Origin of the sequence: Sinorhizobium americanum, assembly GCF_001651855.1 — a bacterium.
Taxonomy (GTDB): domain Bacteria; phylum Pseudomonadota; class Alphaproteobacteria; order Rhizobiales; family Rhizobiaceae; genus Sinorhizobium; species Sinorhizobium americanum.
Genome location: NZ_LNQC01000043.1, coordinates 155,361 through 176,018 on the forward strand (window position 1 = coordinate 155,361; position 20,658 = coordinate 176,018).

General features: G+C 63.7%; 20 protein-coding genes. 10 read left to right on the forward strand and 10 right to left on the reverse strand.

The features are described 5' to 3' along the window. Positions 1–101: 101 nt before the first annotated feature. Positions 102–743: an arylesterase gene (locus ATC00_RS06960; protein WP_037390361.1), complete on the reverse strand. Its 642-nt coding sequence runs from the start codon at positions 741–743 to the stop codon at positions 102–104. A gap of 69 nt (positions 744–812) precedes the next feature. Here ATC00_RS06960 and ATC00_RS06965 point away from each other — a divergent pair, with 69 nt between their 5' ends. The 4 genes from ATC00_RS06965 to ATC00_RS06980 all read left to right on the forward strand — a co-directional run bounded on the left by ATC00_RS06965 (position 813) and on the right by ATC00_RS06980 (position 5,713). Continuing rightward, positions 813–1,538: an ABC transporter ATP-binding protein gene (locus tag ATC00_RS06965; RefSeq protein WP_037390360.1), complete on the forward strand. Its 726-nt coding sequence runs from the start codon at positions 813–815 to the stop codon at positions 1,536–1,538. Continuing rightward, positions 1,535–4,090, forward strand: a complete 2,556-nt coding sequence (locus ATC00_RS06970; RefSeq protein WP_064252344.1) for an ABC transporter permease — start codon at positions 1,535–1,537, stop codon at positions 4,088–4,090. Before ATC00_RS06965 ends, ATC00_RS06970 begins: the two co-directional genes overlap by 4 nt. Positions 4,091–4,299: 209 nt before the next feature. Beyond that, positions 4,300–5,037: a Bax inhibitor-1/YccA family protein gene (locus ATC00_RS06975; RefSeq protein WP_064252345.1), complete on the forward strand. Its 738-nt coding sequence runs from the start codon at positions 4,300–4,302 to the stop codon at positions 5,035–5,037. 118 nt (positions 5,038–5,155) lie between these two features. Then, on the forward strand, positions 5,156–5,713 hold the full coding sequence (locus tag ATC00_RS06980) for a GNAT family N-acetyltransferase (RefSeq protein WP_064252346.1): 558 nt from the start codon (positions 5,156–5,158) through the stop codon (positions 5,711–5,713). 154 nt (positions 5,714–5,867) lie between these two features. On the opposite strand, the gene ATC00_RS06985 is transcribed toward ATC00_RS06980, so the two are convergent. From ATC00_RS06985 to acnA, 3 genes are all read right to left on the reverse strand, one after another. After that, positions 5,868–6,272, reverse strand: a complete 405-nt coding sequence (locus tag ATC00_RS06985; protein ID WP_037390404.1) for a DUF2794 domain-containing protein — start codon at positions 6,270–6,272, stop codon at positions 5,868–5,870. Positions 6,273–6,655: 383 nt separating this feature from the next. Continuing rightward, positions 6,656–7,429, reverse strand: coding sequence for a DUF1223 domain-containing protein (locus ATC00_RS06990; protein WP_082912105.1), 774 nt, complete (start codon positions 7,427–7,429; stop codon positions 6,656–6,658). Positions 7,430–7,653: 224 nt separating this feature from the next. Next, a complete protein-coding gene (gene acnA, locus ATC00_RS06995; RefSeq protein ID WP_064252347.1) occupies positions 7,654–10,344 on the reverse strand; it encodes an aconitate hydratase AcnA in 2,691 nt (896 codons plus the stop codon). A gap of 269 nt (positions 10,345–10,613) precedes the next feature. Here acnA and ccmA point away from each other — a divergent pair, with 269 nt between their 5' ends. From ccmA to ATC00_RS07020, 5 genes are read left to right on the forward strand one after another with little or no spacing between them, the layout of a single operon-like run. After that, a complete protein-coding gene (ccmA, locus tag ATC00_RS07000) occupies positions 10,614–11,237 on the forward strand; it encodes a heme ABC exporter ATP-binding protein CcmA (protein WP_037390354.1) in 624 nt (207 codons plus the stop codon). Continuing rightward, complete coding sequence (ccmB, locus tag ATC00_RS07005; RefSeq protein WP_064252348.1) at positions 11,234–11,893, forward strand: heme exporter protein CcmB; 660 nt, start codon at positions 11,234–11,236, stop codon at positions 11,891–11,893. The genes ccmA and ccmB overlap by 4 nt, the downstream gene beginning before the upstream one ends. 60 nt (positions 11,894–11,953) lie before the next feature. Next, a complete protein-coding gene (locus ATC00_RS07010) occupies positions 11,954–12,724 on the forward strand; it encodes a heme ABC transporter permease (protein WP_064252349.1) in 771 nt (256 codons plus the stop codon). Then, entirely contained in the window at positions 12,721–12,897 is a 177-nt protein-coding gene (gene ccmD, locus ATC00_RS07015) for a heme exporter protein CcmD (protein ID WP_082912107.1), read from the forward strand. The genes ATC00_RS07010 and ccmD overlap by 4 nt, the downstream gene beginning before the upstream one ends. Continuing rightward, on the forward strand, positions 12,894–13,505 hold the full coding sequence (locus tag ATC00_RS07020) for a DsbE family thiol:disulfide interchange protein (RefSeq protein ID WP_064252350.1): 612 nt from the start codon (positions 12,894–12,896) through the stop codon (positions 13,503–13,505). The genes ccmD and ATC00_RS07020 overlap by 4 nt, the downstream gene beginning before the upstream one ends. Before the next feature lie 46 nt (positions 13,506–13,551). Here the strand turns inward: ATC00_RS07020 and ATC00_RS07025 are convergent, their stop codons facing one another. From ATC00_RS07025 to ATC00_RS07050, 6 genes are all read right to left on the reverse strand, one after another. Continuing rightward, on the reverse strand, positions 13,552–14,142 hold the full coding sequence (locus tag ATC00_RS07025) for a DUF2585 domain-containing protein (protein WP_064252351.1): 591 nt from the start codon (positions 14,140–14,142) through the stop codon (positions 13,552–13,554). Then, the gene (locus ATC00_RS07030; RefSeq protein WP_064252383.1) at positions 14,139–14,771 is read right to left on the reverse strand and encodes a septation protein A; all 633 of its coding nucleotides are present in this window, start codon (positions 14,769–14,771) and stop codon (positions 14,139–14,141) included. Before ATC00_RS07030 ends, ATC00_RS07025 begins: the two co-directional genes overlap by 4 nt. A 155-nt stretch (positions 14,772–14,926) precedes the next feature. After that, entirely contained in the window at positions 14,927–16,609 is a 1,683-nt protein-coding gene (gene ftsY, locus ATC00_RS07035; RefSeq protein ID WP_064252352.1) for a signal recognition particle-docking protein FtsY, read from the reverse strand. 15 nt (positions 16,610–16,624) lie between these two features. Beyond that, positions 16,625–17,899: a tRNA (N(6)-L-threonylcarbamoyladenosine(37)-C(2))-methylthiotransferase MtaB gene (gene mtaB / locus ATC00_RS07040; protein WP_064252353.1), complete on the reverse strand. Its 1,275-nt coding sequence runs from the start codon at positions 17,897–17,899 to the stop codon at positions 16,625–16,627. Then, positions 17,896–18,798: a diaminopimelate epimerase gene (dapF, locus tag ATC00_RS07045; protein ID WP_064252384.1), complete on the reverse strand. Its 903-nt coding sequence runs from the start codon at positions 18,796–18,798 to the stop codon at positions 17,896–17,898. Before dapF ends, mtaB begins: the two co-directional genes overlap by 4 nt. 92 nt (positions 18,799–18,890) lie before the next feature. Next, complete coding sequence (locus tag ATC00_RS07050; RefSeq protein WP_064252354.1) at positions 18,891–19,898, reverse strand: MBL fold metallo-hydrolase; 1,008 nt, start codon at positions 19,896–19,898, stop codon at positions 18,891–18,893. Between the two features lie 128 nt (positions 19,899–20,026). On the opposite strand from ATC00_RS07050, the gene ATC00_RS07055 reads away from it, so the two are divergent. Further along, a complete protein-coding gene (locus tag ATC00_RS07055; RefSeq protein WP_064252355.1) occupies positions 20,027–20,494 on the forward strand; it encodes a MarR family winged helix-turn-helix transcriptional regulator in 468 nt (155 codons plus the stop codon). Positions 20,495–20,658 lie beyond the last annotated feature (164 nt).

Sequence of the window (20,658 nt, forward strand, 5' to 3'; positions counted from 1 at the left end):
CCGAATCTCTTGCAGATGTCTTAGCGAATCACGCATCGACTCTGCACGCAACTGTTATTTGGAGAGTTGAGAATTTAACATCTGCTTAATTGTGGATGTCGTCATTCTCCTTTCTGCAGTGATCTGACGAATTGCTCGGCCGTTGGAAGAAAACGCTCCACCATTACGGCAATGCCATCGCTGTTCGGATGCATGCCGTCGTCGAGTTGCAGTCCTGCTTTGGTTACGACTCCATCGAGGAAGAAAGGGTAGAAGGCGAGATTGTGTTCCCTAGCGAGGTCGGAATAAATCAAATTGAAGCGCGCGCCGTAGTCGCCACCCATGTTCGGCGGAGCCAGCATGCCGACGAGCAGAACCGCAATACCGCGCTCCTGAAGCCGCGTGATCATGGCGACCAGGTTCTTGCGGGTCTCCTCGGGCGGGATGCCGCGCAGTGCATCGTTGGCGCCGAGCTCGAGGATCACGCCCTTCGTGCCGTCAGGCACCGACCAGTCTACGCGGGCAAGGCCGCCCGAGGTCGTGTCGCCGGAGACGCCCGCATTGGCGATCGTGACATCGAGGCCCTTGTCCTTGAGCGCCTTCTCAAGCCGGGCGGGAAAGGCATCCTCCGGCGGAAGCTGGTAGCCGGCCATCAGGCTGTCGCCGAAGCCGACGAGACTCAGGCTTTCTGCCCGGGCTGTCGCCGATAACGCGATTGTCATTGCAAGGCTCAAGAAAAACGGGAGAAAATCTTTCAATCGCATGCTTCCGTTCCTAAATCGGCGGGCAATCTTTTCGTTATTCCATCTCTCTTTCATATAGGGTCGTTCCGCGTGGCAAAAACCATCATTGAACTGAAAAATGCGGACCTGACCCTCGGCGAGGCGGCCGCCTCGGTGCATGTGCTGAAAGGCATGAGCCTTACCATCAATGCCGGCGAATCCGTCGGCATCGTCGGGCCGTCCGGCTCGGGAAAATCGACCCTGTTGATGGTCATGGCCGGCCTCGAGCGCCTCGATGGCGGCGAGATCGTCATCGATGGCACGGCTCTGCACCGCATGAGCGAGGACGAGATCGCCGATTTCCGCGGCCGCAGTATCGGTATCGTCTTCCAGTCCTTTCATCTCATCCCCAACATGACCGCGCTCGAAAACGTCGCGGTGCCGCTGGAGCTTGCCAATGTGCGCGACGCTTTCGACATCGCCCGCCGGGAGCTCGTCGCCGTCGGACTCGGCGAGCGGCTGACGCATTATCCGGGGCAACTTTCCGGCGGCGAGCAGCAACGCGTGGCGATCGCCCGGGCGCTGGCACCGTCGCCGAAACTGCTGATCGCCGACGAGCCGACCGGAAATCTCGATGCCGAAACGGGCCGGCAGATCGCCGATCTGCTCTTTGCCGAGCAGCGCGAGCGTGGCATGACCCTCATACTCGTCACCCATGATGCGGCGCTCGCCGGCCGCTGCTCGCGCCAGGTGCGGGTCCGTTCGGGCGAGATCGTCTCCGGCGGCGAGGCAGCGCCCCTGACCGAACCGGCCCGTCCGGAGGCCGCATCGGCATGAGCGCAGCCACGGTCATCCGCCGTCTTCGCCCGTTCCTCGCCTTTCGCCTGGCGCTCCGGGAGATGCGCGGTGGTCTCAAGGGCTTTTATATCTTCCTTGCCTGCATCGCGCTCGGTACGGCGGCGATCACCGGCGTCAATTCGCTGTCGCAGTCGATCAGCGCGACGATCGCCTCGCGGGGCCAGGAAATCCTTGCCGGCGATATCCGCTTCGAACTCAACAATCGTATCGCAACACCAAAGGAGCGCGCCTTTCTCGGCGGTTTCGGTGATGTTTCGGCATCCGCCAGCTTGCGCTCGATGGCCCGCCTTCCGGACGGGTCGAACCAGGCGCTGGTGGAGTTGAAAGCCGTCGACGGCGCCTATCCGCTCTATGGTGCGCTTGAAAGCGATCCGGCAAAGCCGCTTGCCGAACTCCTTGCGAAGGATGGCGACGTCTACGGTGCCGTTGCCGCGCCGCTGCTCCTCGAGCGGCTCGGCATCGCCCCGGGCGCCGAGATACTGCTCGGCAATGCGCGGATCCGCGTCAATGCCACGCTGATCCGCGAGCCGGACGCGCTGTCCGACGGTTTCGGCTTCGCGCCGCGGCTGATGGTATCGGCCGAGGCGCTCGCCGCTTCGGGCCTGGTCCAGACCGGCAGCCTCGTCGAGCACACTTACAAGATCAGGCTCGCCGAACCCTCGCGTGTCGCATCGATCCGCACGGAAGCGCAGGCGCGGTTTCCCACGGCCGGCTGGTCGATCCGCACCAGCAGCAATGCCGCCCCCTCACTCAACGCCAACATCACTCGCTTCTCGCAGTTCCTGACGCTTGTCGGGCTGACGGCGCTGATCGTCGGCGGCGTCGGGGTCGGCAATGCGGTGCGCTCCTACCTCGACGGCAAGCGCGGCGTCATCGCCACCTTCAAATGCCTCGGCGCGCCGGCTTCGCTGGTAGCGATGATCTACCTCATGCAGATCCTGATGATCGCCTCGATCGGCATCGCCATCGGCCTCGCGCTCGGCGCCTTGATCCCCTTCGTGGCGGCACAGTTCCTCGCGGACGTCTTGCCCGTGTCGACATCCTTCGAGCTCTATCCCTCGGCGCTTGGCCTTGCGGCGCTCTTCGGCGTGCTGACGGCGCTGGCCTTTGCGGTTCTGCCGCTCGGCCGGGCGCGTCGGGTGCCGGCCACCGCCCTTTTCCGTCAGCAGGGTTTCGAACCAAGCGGTTTTCCCGCCTGGCCCTATCTCACGGGCGCGCTCGTCTGCCTTGCGGCGCTCGCCGGCCTCGCCGTCTGGACCGCCTATGACCGCTACATCTCGCTGATCTTTCTCGGCGCGATCGCCTTTGCCTTCGTCGTCCTGCGTGCCGTTGCCTTCCTTATCGGCTGGCTGGCGCGGCGCAGCCCGCGCGTCCACTCGCCGGCCCTCCGGCTGGCGATCGGCAATATACACCGGCCCGGCGCACTGACGCCCTCGGTGGTCCTGTCGCTCGGCCTGGGCCTGGCGCTTCTGGTCACGCTCGCACTCATCGACGGCAATCTGCGGCGCGAGCTGACCGGCAGCATGTCGGAGCGCGCGCCGAATTTCTTCTTCGTCGACATCCAGGGTCACGAGATCGACGGCTTCCGATCGCTGCTCGGCGGCGCCATGCCGAAGGGCAAGATCGTCGAGGTGCCGATGCTGCGCGGCCGCATCGTCGCGCTCAACGGAGAGGACGTGAACAGCCGCACCGTGCCGCCCGGCGGACAATGGGTCTTGCGCGGCGACCGCGGCATTACCTATGCGAAGAACAAGCCGGAGAATTCGACGCTCACGGCGGGTGCCTGGTGGCCCGCCGACTACAACGGCGAACCGCTCGTCTCCTTCTCCGCGGAAGAGGCCGGCGAGCTTGGCCTGAAGCTCGGCGACACAGTCACGGTCAACGTGCTCGGCCGCAACGTCACCGCCCGGATCGCCAATTTCCGCAATGTCGAATGGGAATCGCTGTCGATCAATTTCGTCATGGTCTTTTCGCCCAACACCTTTGCCGGGGCGCCGCATGCCTGGCTGGCGACGATCATCGACCCGGATGCCACGGCGGCGGAAGAAACGGCAGTGCTGAAATCCGTCACCAACACCTATCCGACGATCACCAGCGTCCGCGTCAAGGACGCGCTCGATATCGTGAATACGCTGCTCGGGCAGCTCGCGACGGCAATCCGCGCCGCCGCCGCCGTGGCGCTGATCGCATCCGTGCTGGTGCTCGCCGGCGCGCTTGCCGCCGGAAACCGGGCGCGCATCCACGACGCGGTGGTGCTGAAGACCCTCGGCGCCACCCGGGGAACGCTGATCCGCGCCTTAAGCTATGAATATTTCATTCTCGGCCTGGCCACCGCCGTCTTCGCGCTGCTGGCGGGCGGCGTTGCGGCCTGGTTCGTCGTCAGCCGCATCATGACGCTGCCCTCGAATTTCCTGCCGGACGTCGCCGTCGGCACGATCGCCGTCGCCCTCGTGGTGACGGTCGGCATCGGCCTTGCCGGCACCTGGCGCATCCTCGGGCAGAAGGCCGCCCCGGTCCTGCGCGAACTGTAGCGGAGGCGGTTAACCGTAAATCACCCTTGTTTGATCGCTCAAAAGCCCGGCTTTGCTCGATTCCGGGCCGGCCGGGTCTTGTGCGGCGCGGCTTTCACCATCATATTTATCCACAGGCATGCTGGAGCCCCGCAGCGGCGCCTGGGCGTGAGTTGGCACAGACCTGCCGCCCGACACCGTAATTCCAATCGGGGCTTAAAGAGGAAACAATGGCTGATCTGAGAAACTACCAAACCCGAATGTCGCCCGCCGGCGCTCAGGCGGGTGCCGTGATCGATGAAGGCCTTCGCGCTTATATGCTGAAGGTCTACAACCTGATGGCCCTGGGGCTGACGATCACCGGCGTGGCAGCTTACGGGACCTATGCGCTTGCCGCATCCAATCCGGCATTCGCCCAGCTCATCTACGCCTCGCCGCTGAAGTGGGTCGTGATGCTGGCACCGCTCGCGCTGGTCTTCTTCATGAGCTTCCGCATCAACTCCATGAGCGTTTCCGCCGCCCAGACGACGTTCTGGATCTACGCGGCGCTGATGGGCCTTTCGTTGTCCTCGATCTTCCTGGTCTTCACCGGGCAGAGCATCGTGCAGACGTTCTTCGTGACGGCCGCCTCGTTCGGCGCCCTGTCGCTTTACGGCTACACGACGAAGAAGGACCTGTCGGGCTTCGGCACGTTCCTGATCATGGGCCTGTTCGGCCTGATCATCGCGTCGATCGTCAACATCTTCCTTGCCTCGTCGGCCCTCGGCTTCGCGATCTCCGTGATCGGTGTTCTGGTCTTCGCCGGCCTGACCGCCTACGACACGCAGAAGATCAAGGAAATGTATTTCGAGGCCGATGACGTCGCGGTTGCCGGCCGCAAGGCCATCATGGGCGCGCTGACGCTCTACCTCGACTTCATCAACCTGTTCATGTTCCTGCTGCAGTTCCTGGGCAACAAGAACGAGTAGTCGAGACGGACTTTGACGAAGAAGGCGGCTCCGGCCGCCTTTTTTGTTGCGCCGAATCTTGATTGGTCCGGCCGCTTCATGCGAATGCTGCGGCAGTCCCAACGACGAAAAATCTCTCATGACCTTCACGCTTCGCGACGCCGTCGCCACCGATCTTCCCGCAATCACCGAGATCTACCGCGAGTCCGTCCTGAACGGTGTGGCGACCTATGAGGTGGCGCCGCCCTCCGAGGCGGAGATGGCACTGCGCTTCTCGACGATCACCGGCAACGGCTATCCCTATATCGTCGCCGCGGACGAGCGGGGCAGCGTGCTCGGCTACGCCTATGCTTCCGCTTTCCGCACGCGAACCGCCTATCGCTTCCTGGTCGAGGATTCGATCTACCTGGCGCCGGAATCGCGCGGCCAGGGCATCGGCAGGGCGCTGCTCGAGGAGCTCGTCAGGCGGTGCACGGCGCTCGGTTTCCGCCAGATGGTGGCGGTGATCGGCGGTGCCCACCCCTCCTCGATAGCCGTTCATCGCGCCGTCGGCTTCGAGCATCAGGGGACGATGAAGGCAACCGGCCTCAAGCATGGGCGCTGGCTGGATACCGCGATCATGCAGCTTCCGCTCGGCGAGGGAACGGACACCCTGCCCGCCGAGGGCGCCTATCCGGATACGCTCTATCGCAGTTGAGCGGGTGGTCCGGTCCGCTGCCCCTCATCCGCCTGCCGGCACCTTCTCCCCGCAAGCGGGGCGAAGGAGACTCGCGGCGCCCTCCTAAGTCCCCTCTCCCTGCTTGCGGGGGGAGGGCTAGGGTGAGGTGCAACTCTCGCGGCAAAATCGTCGCTCACGTCTCGACGAGCTTCAGCACCTTGTCGAAGACTTTGAGGACCTGCGCCAGCTCGTGGCCGCGCTTCAGGATCGTGCCGTGGGCGTTCAGCACGCTGTAGGCACCCTGCTTGGCGGCGAGCTTGGGGTTCTTCTCGATGCGGTAGAGCGGCACTTCCCCGGCACGCTTGAACACCGAGAACACGGCACGGTCCTTCAAATGGTCGATCGCGTAGTCGCGCCATTCGCCCTCGCCGACCATGCGGCCGTAGAGTCTCAGAACGAGGTCCAACTCACGGCGGTGGAAGGTGACGGGCGGGGGATTTTTGGCTTGCTTGTATTCGTGAAAATCGACGACCACATTTGATGTGGTCTGGCCCTGGTGACGCGCTTCGCCCTCCGGCAAATCCGATTGATCGGTCATCGGCAATTCGGCCCTCTGATGTGACAGGACCATGACAGTGTGCCTGACGAGAGACGAAAAGCAAGCCGGAAGCTGTTGGTAGGGCGGGCAATTCTTGCCCTTGCCGCAATTCAGTCAAATCACCGCCCCAATTCACCGCAAAACTCCGACCGCTGCCGGACGAGTCGTTGCCACCGTATGTCCGGACAGGTTGTCATGCTGCGGGAGGTTTCCAAACGCAGACATGACCGGTTCGGTCCGGTAACTTCGAACCCTCAGCCCCAGCCCCTCGATGCTGCCGGGCCGAACCATTCCTCCGCTTCGAATTCCCCGCGTCGCGGTCTCTTCGCATCTGTCCCGCATCCGGCCTGCCGGCCACTCGAGCAAACTCCGCAGCCACTTCGCTAAAGCTTGCCCTGCGCACCGGCGAGAAGGGTTGCCGCGCCGATGATCGGGCCTGGCGTTTCCGCATCTTTCATCGACTGCAGCAGAACGGCGCAGCCGCTGTTGCCGCGGCCCTCGATCAGCACCGAGGCGGGCAGCGTGAATTGGGCGGGCTTGCCGTCCCACATGCCGATGGTCTGGATATCCTTGACCGCGTGCCAATAGGCGATCTCTTTGCCTTTGTTTTCGCCCCGTTCGACTTTGACCTGCCGGGCCCGGTCGAAATAGACGACGACGACATTCGCCTTGCCCTCGCCGGCGCCGACCTTGATGGAGATTTCCTCGCCGCCGATCGAGGCATCGACCGGCACGGGGAGCCCGCCGCCGCTGGCGCTCATCGTCGCCAGCCGGGACTTGATCGCCTGGAGGTCGGAACCGTTCACGTGGTCGCGGCCGTTGAGAACCACCTGGGGCGTGTAGACGCCGCTGCGACCGAGCATCCGGGCATAGGCATATTGCCGCTCGGTGTTTTCCTTGGTGGCAAGCGTGTCGGCCCAGCCGAGATAGTTCCAGTAATCGACGTGATAGGCGAGTGCCACGACCTCGCCCTCGTCGATAAGCGCCTTCAAGGCGGCGTCGGCGGGCGGGCAGGACGAACAGCCCTGGCTGGTAAAGAGCTCGACCACACCCTTGAACGCCTTGCCGTCGTCGGCCGCTGCCGTACCGCCGATGGCACCGAGCAGCCCCATGGTCAGGGCCAGGCGGCGGAGCATTGGCATCGAGGCAAAAGTCATAGCGTCACTTGTGTTTGTCGGGCGGGCGCTTCCATCAGGGGAGTACATTACATACGACGGCCCGGTTTCAACAGAAAGTCACGTTGGAGTGACCTGCCGGCAGGCTGGGGAAAACGTCGACGGACGACCCAAACGGAGGCGTCCTGCCGGAGATTCACAAAGAAGAGCCGGGGCATCGGCTGATGCCCCGGCCAGATCGTTGAAGCAGAATCCGGACGACCGGTTCAGGCCGCGAGATCGCGCAGAACCGTCTGCAGGATGCCGCCATTGTTGACGTAGGTAACCTCGTCTAGCGTGTCGATGCGGCAGATGAGTGGCACTTCCTTCACCGAACCGTCGCCATAGGTGATTCTGGCGACGCGCTTTTCGCGCGGCTGGACCTTGGCGAGGTTGTCGATCGTCACGACCTCATCGCCCTTCAGGCCGAGCGAATCCCAGCTCGTGCCCTCTTCGAAGACGAAGGGAATGACGCCCATGCCGACGAGGTTCGAGCGGTGGATGCGCTCGAAGGACTGGGCGATCACCGCCTTGACGCCGAGCAGATTGGTGCCTTTGGCCGCCCAGTCGCGCGACGAACCGTTGCCGTATTCGACGCCGGCGAAGATGACCAGCGGAATGCCCTCTTCCTTGTACTGCATGGCCGCATCGTAGATCGACATCTCTTCCTTGGACGGATAGTGGATCGTGTAGCCACCTTCCTTGCCGTTCGGGCCGAGCATGTGGTTGCGAATGCGGATGTTGGCGAAGGTGCCGCGCATCATCACCTCATGGTTTCCGCGGCGCGTGCCGTACTGGTTGAAGTCGGCAACGGTCACGCCATGGCCGAGCAGGTAGGAGCCCGCCGGCGACGCGGCCTTGATCGAACCGGCCGGAGAAATGTGGTCGGTGGTGATCTTGTCGCCGAAGAGGCCGAGGACGCGCGCGCCCTTGATGTCGGAAATGCCCGAACCGGACTTGCCCATGCCGACGAAATAGGGCGGGTTCTGCACGTAGGTCGAGCCCTCGTCCCAGGCATAGGTCTGCCCAGCCGGAACCTGCACCGCCTGCCAGTTTTCGTCGCCCTTGAAGACGTCCGCATACTTGGTCGCGTAGAGCTCGCGGGTCACGTATTTGAAGATGAACTCCTGGATTTCCAGGGAGGTCGGCCAGATGTCCTTCAGGTAAACCGGCTTGCCGTCCTTGTCTTCGCCGATCGGCTCCTTGGTCAGGTCCTTCTGGACCGAGCCGGCGAGCGCGTAGGCGACCACCAGCGGCGGCGAGGCGAGATAGTTTGCCTGGACGTCCGGCGAAATGCGGCCTTCGAAGTTGCGGTTGCCGGAAAGAACGCCGGCGGCAATCAGGCCCTTGTCGTTGATCGTCTTCGAGATCGGCGCCGGCAGCGGGCCGGAGTTGCCGATGCAGGTGGTGCAGCCGAAACCGACGAGATTGAAGCCCAGTGCATCGAGGTCCTTCTGCAGGCCGGACTTCGCCAGATATTCGCCGACGACCTGCGATCCGGGCGCCAACGATGTCTTCACCCAAGGCTTGGTCTTCAGGCCCTTGGCAACGGCGTTGCGGGCCAGCAGGCCGGCCGCGATCAGCACCGACGGGTTCGAGGTGTTGGTGCAGGAGGTGATTGCCGCGATCGCGACATCGCCATGGCCGATGTCGAAATCCGTGCCTTCGACGGCATAGCGGTTCGAAAGCTGGCCCGGCTTCTTGTAGTCGTTTTCGAGCGCTACGGCAAAGCCGGAGGCGATGTTTTCGAGCGCGATGCGGCCCTCCGGACGCTTCGGGCCTGCCATCGACGGCACGACGTCGCCGAGGTCGAGTTCCAGCGTGTCGGTGAAGACGAGGTCCGAACCGTCGCCCCCGCGCCACATGCCTTGAGCCTTGGAATAGGCCTCGACGAGCGCGATGCGCTGTTCTTCACGGCCCGACATGGTGAGATAGTTGATCGTTTCGGCGTCGACCGGGAAGAAGCCGCAGGTGGCGCCGTATTCCGGACCCATATTGCCGATCGTGGCGCGGTCGGCCAGCGTCATGTTGTCGAGGCCGGGGCCGAAGAACTCGACGAATTTCGAGACGACGCCCTTCTTGCGCAGCATCTGCACGACGGTCAGCACCAGGTCGGTCGCCGTAACGCCTTCCTTGAGCTTGCCGGTCAGCTTGAAGCCGATGACTTCCGGCAGCAGCATCGAGACCGGCTGACCGAGCATCGCGGCTTCGGCTTCGATGCCGCCGACGCCCCAGCCGAGCACGCCGAGGCCATTGATCATCGTCGTGTGGCTGTCGGTGCCGACGCAGGTATCCGGATAGGCGGTGATTTCGCCGTTCTCTTCGCGGGTCCAGACCGTCTGGCCGAGATATTCCAGATTGACCTGGTGACAGATGCCGGTGCCGGGCGGCACGACGCGGAAGTTCTTGAACGCCTGCTGGCCCCATTTCAGGAAGCGGTAGCGCTCGCCGTTGCGCTGGTATTCGAGTTCGACGTTGCGGGCAAACGCATTCGGGGTGCCGAATTCGTCGACGATGACCGAGTGGTCGATGACGAGGTCGACCGGCACGAGCGGGTTGATCTTCTCCGGGTCGCCGCCGAGCGACACCATGGCATCGCGCATCGCCGCGAGGTCGACGACGGCCGGAACGCCGGTGAAGTCCTGCATCAGCACACGGGCCGGACGGTAGGCGATTTCGTTTTCCGCCGTGCCCTTGTCGCTGAGCCATGCGGCGACGTTCTCAATGTCCTTCTTGGTGACCGAGCGGTCGTCCTCATTGCGCAGCAGGTTTTCCAGCAGCACCTTCATCGAATAGGGAAGCTTGGACACGCCGGCGAGGCCGTTCGCTTCCGCTTTCGGCAGGCTGTAATAGACATAATCCACGCCGTTGACCGTGAGCGTGGAGCGACAATTGAAGCTGTCTAGGGATTTGGACACTGGAAATACCCCGTTCCGTCTGATCGCCAAAAGCTGACGTACGAACGCCCGAGCGCCTGTGAAGCGCGAAATGGGATGCGGGTGCGGCCATTTCCGCTGTCCGTACGTGGAATGTCATTCCATGTTCGGCGCTTGGATGAAATTCACGCCGACCGCTGGCGTGTTGGCCGCCTTATAGATAATTTCTCCAATTCGTGCCAGACCAACCAAGGTCCAATCGGAACTTTTTTTGCTCTGCGAAAAAGAGCGTCAAGGAAAGCTTAAGATCGATGCGCCTGCTGGTTGAGGGTTTGAGTGCGAGGCGAGGCGAGGACTTGATTTTCAACGGTATTTCCTTTTCGCTAGCAGCCGCTGAGGCGCTCGTGGTGACGGGGCCGAACGGCTCTGGAAAGTCGACCTTGCTGCGCGTTCTTGCGGGTCTTCTCCATGCTGAAACTGGGAGGATATCACTCAAGGACGGACCTGCCGGTTTCGAACATCCGCACGAGCTCAGCCACTATCTCGGCCACCGCAATGCGATGAAGCGGGAATTGACGGTCGAGGAAAATCTTTCCTTCTGGCAGCGTTTTCTCGGCAATTCGCCGGGCGGCTCCGGCCTCGATCCTGCCGCGGCGGCAGCCGCCATCGGCCTCGCCGGCATCACCCACCTGCCCTTCGGCTATCTTTCCGCCGGGCAGCAGCGGCGCATGGCCATGGCGAAGCTTCTCGTCGCCTATCGGCCGATCTGGATTCTCGACGAACCGACCGCTGCACTCGATGCCGGGGCGGACAGGCTGTTTGCCGGCTTGGTCACGAGCCATCTGGAGCGCGGCGGCATCGTCATCGCCGCCACCCACCAGGCGCTGGGGATCGGGCAGTCGAAGACGTTGCAGATGACGGGGTTTTCGCATTGATGTCTCTCTTCTTCCGGGACCTGAAGCTTTCGGTTCGCGCCGGCGGCGGTGCGATGATCGGCGTGCTCTTCTTCATGACGGTCGTCTCGGTGATTCCCTTCGGCGTCGGGCCGGATCTCAATCTGCTCTCCCGTATCGGCCCGGCAATCCTCTGGATCGGCGCGCTGCTCGCCTCGCTCCTCGGTCTGGACCGGCTTTTCCAGGCGGAGCGCGAAGACGGCTCGCTCGATCTCATGCTGATGCACGAGACGCCGCTGATCCTCACCGTTTTCGTCAAATGCGCCGCCCACTGGGCCGCCACCGGCCTGCCGCTGGTCGTCGCCTCACCCTTTCTCGGCCTGTTCATGAACATGGACGAGCTCGCCATCGGCGCGACGGTGCTCACCCTCCTTGCCGGGACGCCGGCGATCACCTTCATCGGGGCGGTCGGCGCGGCCGTCGCTGTCGCGCTGCCGCGCGGCGGGCTGCTCGTCTCGATCCTCGTGCTGCCGCTCGCCATTCCCGTGCTGATTTTCGGGGTGAGCGCCGTCTATGCCGCGGTCGAAGATCCCGCCCCCTTCCTGCCGTCTTTCATGATATTGATGGCGATAACCCTGTTCTTCGCGGTCATCGGACCGGTTGCGGCGGCCGCGGCGCTGCGGCATTCGGCCGACTGACGCAATCGTGATTGACCAGGGTCAATTGCGGAAGCAGGCCTTCCGCGTTAAAGAGCCGTCATGAGCGATAACAGCCTGGCCATCCGCAAATTCAGCGATCTCGCCAACCCGACCCGGTTCCTGGCGCTCGCCGATCGCGTGCTGCCGTGGTTTGCCGCACTCACGGTGCTCACCTTCGCCGCCGGGCTCTGGCTCTCCTTCACCACCGAGGGCGATTACCAGCAGGGCGAGACGGTGCGCATCATGTATGTGCACGTGCCGTCCGCCTGGCTGTCGATGATGTGCTACACGGTGATGGCGATATCCGCACTCGGCACGCTCGTCTGGCGGCATCCGCTGGCGGATGTCTCGGCCAAGGCGGCTGCACCGATCGGCGCCTGCTTCACCTTCCTGGCGCTCGTCACCGGCTCGCTCTGGGGCAAGCCGATGTGGGGCACCTGGTGGGTGTGGGATGCGCGGCTGACCTCGGTCTTCGTGCTCTTCCTCATGTATCTCGGACTGATGGCGCTGAACCGGGCCATGGACGATCCGGCCCGTTCGGCCCGGGTCTCGGCCGTGCTGGTGCTCGTCGGTTTCGTCAATATCCCGATCATCAAATTCTCGGTCGAATGGTGGAACACGCTGCACCAGCCGGCCAGCGTGATGCGCCTCGACGGGCCGACCATCGATCCGGAATTCCTCTGGCCGCTGATAGTGATGGCGGCGGGCTTCACGCTTCTGTTCTTCACGCTGCACATCGCCGCGATGCGCAACGAGATCTGGCGCCGCCGGGTGACGTCGCTCCGCCGCCAGGCGGCCCGCAATGCCGGACGGGAGAGCTTGGCGCCATGATGAGCCATGCAGCCTATGTCTTTGCCAGCTATGCCGTCGCCTTCGCGGTCGTTGTAGGCCTCGTCGTCTGGGTTGTCGGCGACGGCCGCGCCCGGCAGCGCGAATTGAAGGCGCTCGAGGCCGCCGGCATCCGCCGCCGTTCGGCGGAAGCGACGGCCGGAGAAGCCCAATGACCAGCACACAGGCGCCGCAGCCTGACGAGCGCAGGCCCGGAGCCTTGCGCTATCTCCTCGCGGCGCTTCCGCTTCTGATCTTCGCGGCTCTGGCGCTGATCTTCTGGAGCCAGTTGAACTCCGGCCGGGACATCAGCGAAATTCCCTCGGCGCTCATCGGTACCAAGGCGCCGAAGCTCGATCTGCCGCCGCTCGAAGGCGCCGTGACGCCCTCAGGCCAGCCAATGCCGGCGCTCACCGATGCGGCGGTCAAGGGCAGGCTGACGCTGGTCAACGTCTGGGCCTCCTGGTGCGTGCCCTGCCGGCAGGAGCATCCGATCATCCTCGAACTGTCCAAGGACCCGCGCCTGACCGTCGTCGGCATCAACTACAAGGACAGGAACGACAACGCGCTGCGCTTCCTCGGCGAACTCGGCAACCCCTTCTCGGCGGTCGGCATCGATCCGAACGGCAAGGCGGCGATCGACTGGGGCGTCTACGGCATCCCCGAATCCTTCCTCGTCGCCGCCGACGGCACGATCCTTTACAAGCGCGCCGGCCCCTTCGACAAAAAGACCTTGAAGGAAGGATTGATGCCGGCGATCGAGAAGGCGCTTGCCGGATTGTAGGTGGCATGCGGGATGATGGGCGCAACCCCAGAGACAACCCGGCGTCCTACAGCCCTGCCTGCCAAGCCTTCACCGCATCGAGCGGCCAGACGAGCATCAGCACGTTGAGCATCAGGTTGTCGCGGATCAGCCAGCCGGTAAAGACTTCGAGGATGATGGCGATCGTGATCGTCACCGCCACCGGCAGCCGCGAGGCTATGAGGAAGCCCGCGGCCATGGCGAGCGTGTCCATGGTGGAATTCAGGATGCTGTCGCCGAAATAATCAAGCGAGATCGTCGCCGAGCGATAGCGGTTGATCACCATCGGCGTGTTCTCGGCGATCTCCCAGGCCGACTCGATGACGGTCGCGAGCAGCAGGCGGGCGCTCAGCGGTTTGCCGCGCAGCAGCAGAAAGCCGAGGCCGTAGAACAGGAAGCCGTGGATGATGTGCGACGGCGTGTACCAGTCTGAAATGTGCTGCGAGTTGCCGCTGGAATTGACGACGCCCTCCCAGAGTTTCACGTAGCCGCATTCGCAGATCCACAGCCGCCCCATCAGGTGCTGCGTCAGGATCTGGATCGCGACGACGCCAAGGCAGGCGATCAGCCAGATCCAGGCACGCTGTCTGTTGTCGTCCGTACCGGCGGCGATGGTCACTCGGCACTCTCCTGTTCCAGCGAGTGCTTCATGATCAGCGGCATCTGGGCAACGGTGAAGAGGATGGTGATTGGCATCGTTCCCCAGACCTTGAAGGCGACCCAGAAGTCGGTGGAGAAGGAGCGCCAGACGATCTCGTTCAGCACCGCAAGGAACAGGAAGAACACGCCCCAGCGGATCGTCAGCTTCCGCCAACCCTCCTCGTCGAGCTTGAAGGCGGCGTGGAAGACATAGCCGAGCAGCGACTTGCCGAACAAAAGCCCGCCGAGGAGGATCGCGCCGAACAGCGTATTGACGATGGTCGGCTTCATCTTGATGAAGGTATCGTTCTGCAGCCACAGCGTCAGCGCCCCGAAGACGAAGACGACGATGCCGGAGACGAGCGGCATTATCGGCAGAGTACGCGTCATGATCCAGGAGGCGATAAGTGCAGCGGCCGTCGCCGCCATGAACAGGCCGGTGGCGATAAAAATCGGCCCGCCGAGCTCGGCAAGCACGGGAAAGCGGCTTGCCAGCCAGTCGCCGCGGGAATTGGCGAAGAAGAACACCATCAGCGGCCCGAGCTCCAGTATGAGCTTCAGGAGCGGGCTTACCTCCGTCCGCGGCTTCTCTGCCTCAATTGTCGACATGTGCGGATCCTGTTCTGTCATATCACCTTGCTGAAGCGGGACCGGGCGGAAAACCGCTTCACACTTTTCCTCGTCCCGCTCTGGCCGCTCATAACACCAGCATTGCGGCAAAACCATATCAACCGCGGTTGCGTCCGCAAACCTCGGTCTCTTGATCAGGCGGCGGCGACGCCGGCGATCGCCTCGGCAAAATCCTTGGCCTCGAAGGGTTCGAGATCATCAACCCCCTCGCCGACGCCGATGAAATAGACCGGCAGCTTGTGCTTGGCGGAGATCGCCACCAGGATGCCGCCGCGCGCCGTGCCGTCGAGCTTGGTCATGATCAGCCCGCTGACGCCCGCGACATTGCGGAAGATCTCTACCTGCTGCAAGGCATTCTGCCCGGTCGTTGCATCGAGCGTCTGCAGGACCGTGTGCGGCGCATCCGGATCGAGCTTGCCGAGGACGCGGACGATCTTTTCCAGCTCGGCCATCAGCTCGGCCTTGTTCTGCAGCCGCCCGGCCGTGTCGATGATCAGCACGTCCGATTTCTTTTCGCGGGCGAGCTGGTAGGCCTCATAGGCCAGGCCGGCGGCGTCGGCGCCGAGCTTCGAGGCGACGATGTCGGATTTCGTCCGCTCCGCCCAGATCTTCAACTGTTCGATCGCCGCGGCGCGGAAGGTGTCGCCGGCCGCAAGCATCACCTTCAAGCCCGCGCCGGAAAGCTTGGCAGCGAGCTTGCCTATCGTGGTCGTCTTGCCGGTACCGTTGACGCCGACGACGAGGATTACATGTGGCTTGTGACTGAGATCGAGTTCGAGGGGTTTGGCCACCGGCGCGAGCACCTTAGTGATCTCGCCGGCCATGATGCGCGAGACATCCTCGCCGGTCACGTCCTTGCCGTAGCGCTCGGAGGCGAGCGTGTCGGTGATCCGCATCGCCGTCTCTACGCCGAGGTCCGCCTGGATCAGCAGGTCTTCCAGATCCTGCAGCGTCGCCTCGTCGAGCTTACGCTTGGTGAAGAGGCTGGCGATCTGGCCGGTCAGCTGCGACGAGGTGCGGGCAAGGCCACGGCGCAGCCGCTGATACCAGGAAAGTTTTGGCTGTGGGACGGGTGCTGCTTCCTTCGGGCGCTTGTCCGAGGCGGCGAAGCCCTTGGGGAGGCTCGGGGCGGCTTCGAGATCATTTGGTGCCTCAACCCCCTCTGCCCTGCCGGGCATCTCCCCCACAAGGGGGGAGATTGGATGGGGCACGCTCTCGTCGTCTATCGCGACGCTTTCGTCAACTTCTTCGCTAGGGGTACCAGCCTTATCAGGGGCGGGCTCGGCTGTCGGCGCAATTTCGCCTGCACTACCGGCCTCTGCCTCCTCGACGACGGTTCGGCTAGTGTCGGCGGCTGCCTCGATCTCCCCCTGATCTCCCCCATTGTGGGGGAGATGTCTCGAAGGGACAGAGGGGGGTATCGCGGCCTCATTGGCTACGATGGCATCTTCGGCGAGGGGTTCATCCCCCTCTACCCTGCCGGGCATCTCCCCCATAGGGGGGGAGATCGGATGCGGCGCGCGCTCGTTTTCAATCGATACGCTTTCCTCGGTGCTTGCCCCTTCATGACCGGTTTCAATCTCAGCGGCGCGCTCGGCGGCTGGCGCACCCTCGTCTGCACCACCGACATTTGCCTCCCCGGTAGCGGCTGCCTCAGTCTCTCCTTCTCCCGGGAGACTTCCCGATGAGATCGAGGGGGCTGCTAAAGTCTCGTCGGAAACTGGGGCCTCGGGCACCGTCTCCGCCTGCGGCACAGGTTTCTCTTCAACGGTGTCCTTGCCGAAGGAGAAGATCTTCTTGATGAAACCAATCGCCATGGGAATGTCCGGGTGTCAGGCCGCAGCCATCTGTTCTCTGTGCATCGTCAGATGCTTGCCATTGTGGCCGGTGATTGTGACCTTAGCGAGCGAGCGCGGCTCGAGGCCGGCCGCATCGACGAGGGTAAAGTTTTCCGTGTGCGCCAGCCCGTTCATCTCGACGAGGATCGTCTGGTCGCTGCCGACCATGCGGTCGAGATGGGCAGCGTAGAGCTCCGCCCCTTTGACGCGCAGCCGCGCGGCCCGCTCCTTGACGAGCGCCCGATCGAGCTGCGGCATGCGGGCGGCCGGTGTGCCGGGGCGAGGGCTGTAGGGGAAGACGTGCAAATGGGCGATGCCGCAATCCTCGGCAAGCCGGGCGGCGCTCTCGAACATCTCTTCCGTTTCCGTCGGAAAGCCCGCAATCATGTCGGCGCCGAAGCTGATCTCGGGCCGCAAACGCCGAACCTCGTCGCAGAAGGCGCGGGCATCGGCGCTCGAATGGCGCCGCTTCATGCGCTTCAGGATCAGATCGTCGCCGTGCTGCAGCGACAGATGCAGATGCGGCATGAAACGCGGCTCGTCGGCGATGAGGTCGAGGAGATGCCTGTCCGCCTCGATGCTGTCGATCGACGAGAGCCTGAGGCGGAGAATTTCCGGCGCCTGTTTCAGAAGAGTCCCGGCGAGAAGCCCGAGCGTCGGCGTTCCGGGCAGGTCGGCGCCGTAGCTCGTCGCGTCGACACCGGTCAAGACGATCTCGCGATAGCCGCCTTCGACGAGCCGGCGCGCCTGGTCGACGACCGCGCCCATCGGCACGGAGCGGGAATTGCCGCGGCCATAGGGGATGATGCAGAAGGTGCAGCGGTGATCGCAGCCGTTCTGCACCTGGATGAAGGCGCGCACGTGGCCGTCAATGTGTTTCACCATCTGCGGTGCCGTGGCGCGCACGCTCATGATGTCATTGACGCGGAGCTTTTCTTCGGCCGAGACGCCGAAATCCGGCAGTGCGCGATAAGAGGCGCTTTTCAGCTTCTCCTCGTTGCCGAGCACCGCGTCGACCTCGGACATTTCGGCGAAGGTTTCCTTCTCCGTCTGGGCGGCGCAGCCGGTGACGATGATGCGGGCATGCGGGTTGTCGCGCCGCGCCCGACGGATCGCCTGGCGCGCCTGGCGCACGGCCTCGGCGGTGACGGCGCAGGTGTTGACGAGGACAGCATTGTTCAGCCCCGCCTTCTCGGCCTCCGCCCGCATCACTTCCGATTCATAGGTGTTGAGACGGCAGCCGAAGGTTATGACCTCGACGCCGCTCAAAGCGCTCGCGCTCCGTTTGCGCCGCTCGCCGCATCACGCTCGAAAGCACCGGTGGCGGGATCGAGCCTGCCCGACCATTCCCATTCGGCCGGCCCCGTCATGAGCACGTGGTCGTCGCGCTCGCGCCATTCGATCTTAAGCGGCCCGCCCGGAACGTTCACTGTCACGGTCCGATCCGTGCGGCCGGTTCTGGCGCCGCTGGCGGCGGCGGCACAGGCGGCGGAGCCGCAGGCAAGCGTAAGCCCGGCGCCGCGCTCCCAGGTCCTCAGGTCCATCTCCTCACGCGAACGGACACGGGCGATCGAGATATTGGCGCGTTCGGGAAAGATCGGGTGGTTTTCGAGCAGCGGGCCGAAGCGCTCGAGCTCGTAGCTCCAAACGTCGTTCTTCACCCAGAAGATCGCATGCGGATTGCCCATCGAGGCGACCGACGGCGAATGCAGCACCGGATCGTCGATCGGCCCGATCTGCAGCTCGATTCGGCGCGTATCGTGGAATTCCTCGGCGAGCGGGATCTCGTTCCAGCCGAAGCGCGGGCTTCCCATGTCAACCGAGATCAAGCCGCCGTCATGTTCCTTGGCCTCGAGCAGGCCGGCGACCGTATGGAACATGAACGCCTTTTTGCCGGTCTCGGCGGCGAGCGCCTGGACGACGCAGCGGGTACCGTTTCCGCAGGCCTGCGCCATCGAGCCGTCGGAATTGACGATGTCGATCCAGGCATCCGTGCCGGCGGCCTTGGGATCGTGGATCGCCATGATCTGGTCGAATTCGGTCGCCGGATCGGCATTGAGAGCGATCGCCGCCGCAGGCGTGACGCGATCCTTGCGGCCGCGCATGTCGACGACCAGGATCTTGTTTCCAAGCCCGTTCATCCTGGCAAATTGCACCTGATCGGCCATGTCGCGATTGTCCAAACCCGGCTCCCGACCCCGGGGGCGCCCTTCATTCGGGCTGTATATGGCGGAAAAGGCCGGAAATTACCAGTGGCGCATTATTCCGCCGAGGCGGGAACGTCGAAGACTTCGCCAGGCCGCAGCGGCCGGAAGCGGCCTGGCTCGATGCCGGCCTTGTCGAGTGCGGCCTCCAGGGCCCGCAACGGCTCCTCGATGCCCTCGTCCGTCAAGCGGAACGTGCCCCAATGGTGTCCCGCCACGTGTCCCGCGCCGCAGGCGAGCATGCCCATGACCGCCTCTTCCGGATTCTGGTGGTGGCTTTCCATGAACCAGCGCGGCTCGTAGCAGCCGAAGGGCAGATTGGCGAGCCGGAACGGGCCATGCTTGTCCCGGGCGGCGCGATAGTTGATGCCGCCGTGAAAGCCGGTGTCGCCGACATGGTAGATCTTGCCAGCCGGGGTCTCGATGACGAAGGCGGCCCAGAGCGCCATCCGCCTGTCGCGCGTGCCGCGGGCCGACCAATGGTGGCAGGGTTCCGCATGGATGACGACGCCGTCGTCGATTGTGATCCGCTCGCCCCAATCGAGAACGGCGATCTCCGCATCCGGAATGGCGCGGCGGATGATCGTGTCGTTGCCGAGCGGCGTTGCGATCAGCGGCGCGTGTTCGGCATGCAGCGTGCCGAGTGTTTCGACGTCGAGATGGTCGTAGTGATTGTGGGTGACGAGGACGACGTCGATCGGCGGCAGGTCGTCCATGTGAATGCCCGGTGCATTATGGCGATGCGGCCCGGCAAAGGCGAAAGGGCTCGCCCGATGCGACCAGACCGGATCGGTGAGGATGTTCAGGCCGGCCACCTGGATCAGGAGAGTCGCGTGCCCGATCATGGTCACCCGCAGCCGGTCTCCGTCGACACTGAGTTCGGGCCGCACCTCGACGAAGGGGCTGTCGTAGTATCTCGGCCACCGAACGCGCTTGCCGCGCAGCTGCCAGCGCAACAGGTCGGCAAAGCCGCGCGGCGCCATTCCGCCAGGATTGAAAAAGCGAACGCCGTCGAAATGATCCGAAACGGGTCCGTTGTAGTAGCGGTTGCCGCCGTTGCCCATTGCCGTCCCAAGCTGTCGATTACCTTGATGCCTGAAAAAGATAGGCGCTCCAGTGCTCGATCACAGTATGGGGGCAAAATCCGTTAAGAATTTCTTGTGAACGGCAACTCGATTGCTACCATACCGTCATGCTTGCGCGATTCGACAGACAGGAACGACTTTACAAGGCGATCAAACTCGTCCGGCCCGTACATCTCAACGTCAGCAGAACAGTTGAGAAGATGCTCGAGGGCGCAGGAATCAGCGTTGTCGAGCGCGCCGTGCTGGAACTCCTCTGCGAGGAGCCGCTGACGGTGCCGGAGGCAGCAAGGCGGCTGTCGATGAAGCGACAGTTCGTCCAGCGCGTCGCCGCCGGCCTGATCGACAAAGGGCTGATCGAGAAGAGGCCCAATCCGGAACACCGGCGGGCCTATTTCTGCGCACCGAGTCCGGCCGGCAGGGATCTCTTCAACGCCGTGCATCAGCGCGAGCTCGAAATGCTGCATGCGGTCCTCGGCGATATCAACCAGACCGAGGTGGTCGTGGCGCTGAGAGTGATGGCACGGATCGACGCCGCCTTCGAGGCGCTCGCCCGGCAGGTGAGCGAAGGAACTTGACGCCGCCTTTCCGCGTCGCGCAAGGTTCTCCTCCAACTTGACTTTTCGGTCGCTTTGCTGTTTATCGCGGCAAATTCCTTCGCAAGTGATGACTTCGAAGCCGCCGACCGGGCCCCGCAAAGGTATAAAGAGAGCCCGGAGGTCAACACCCGACAGCGCGTTGC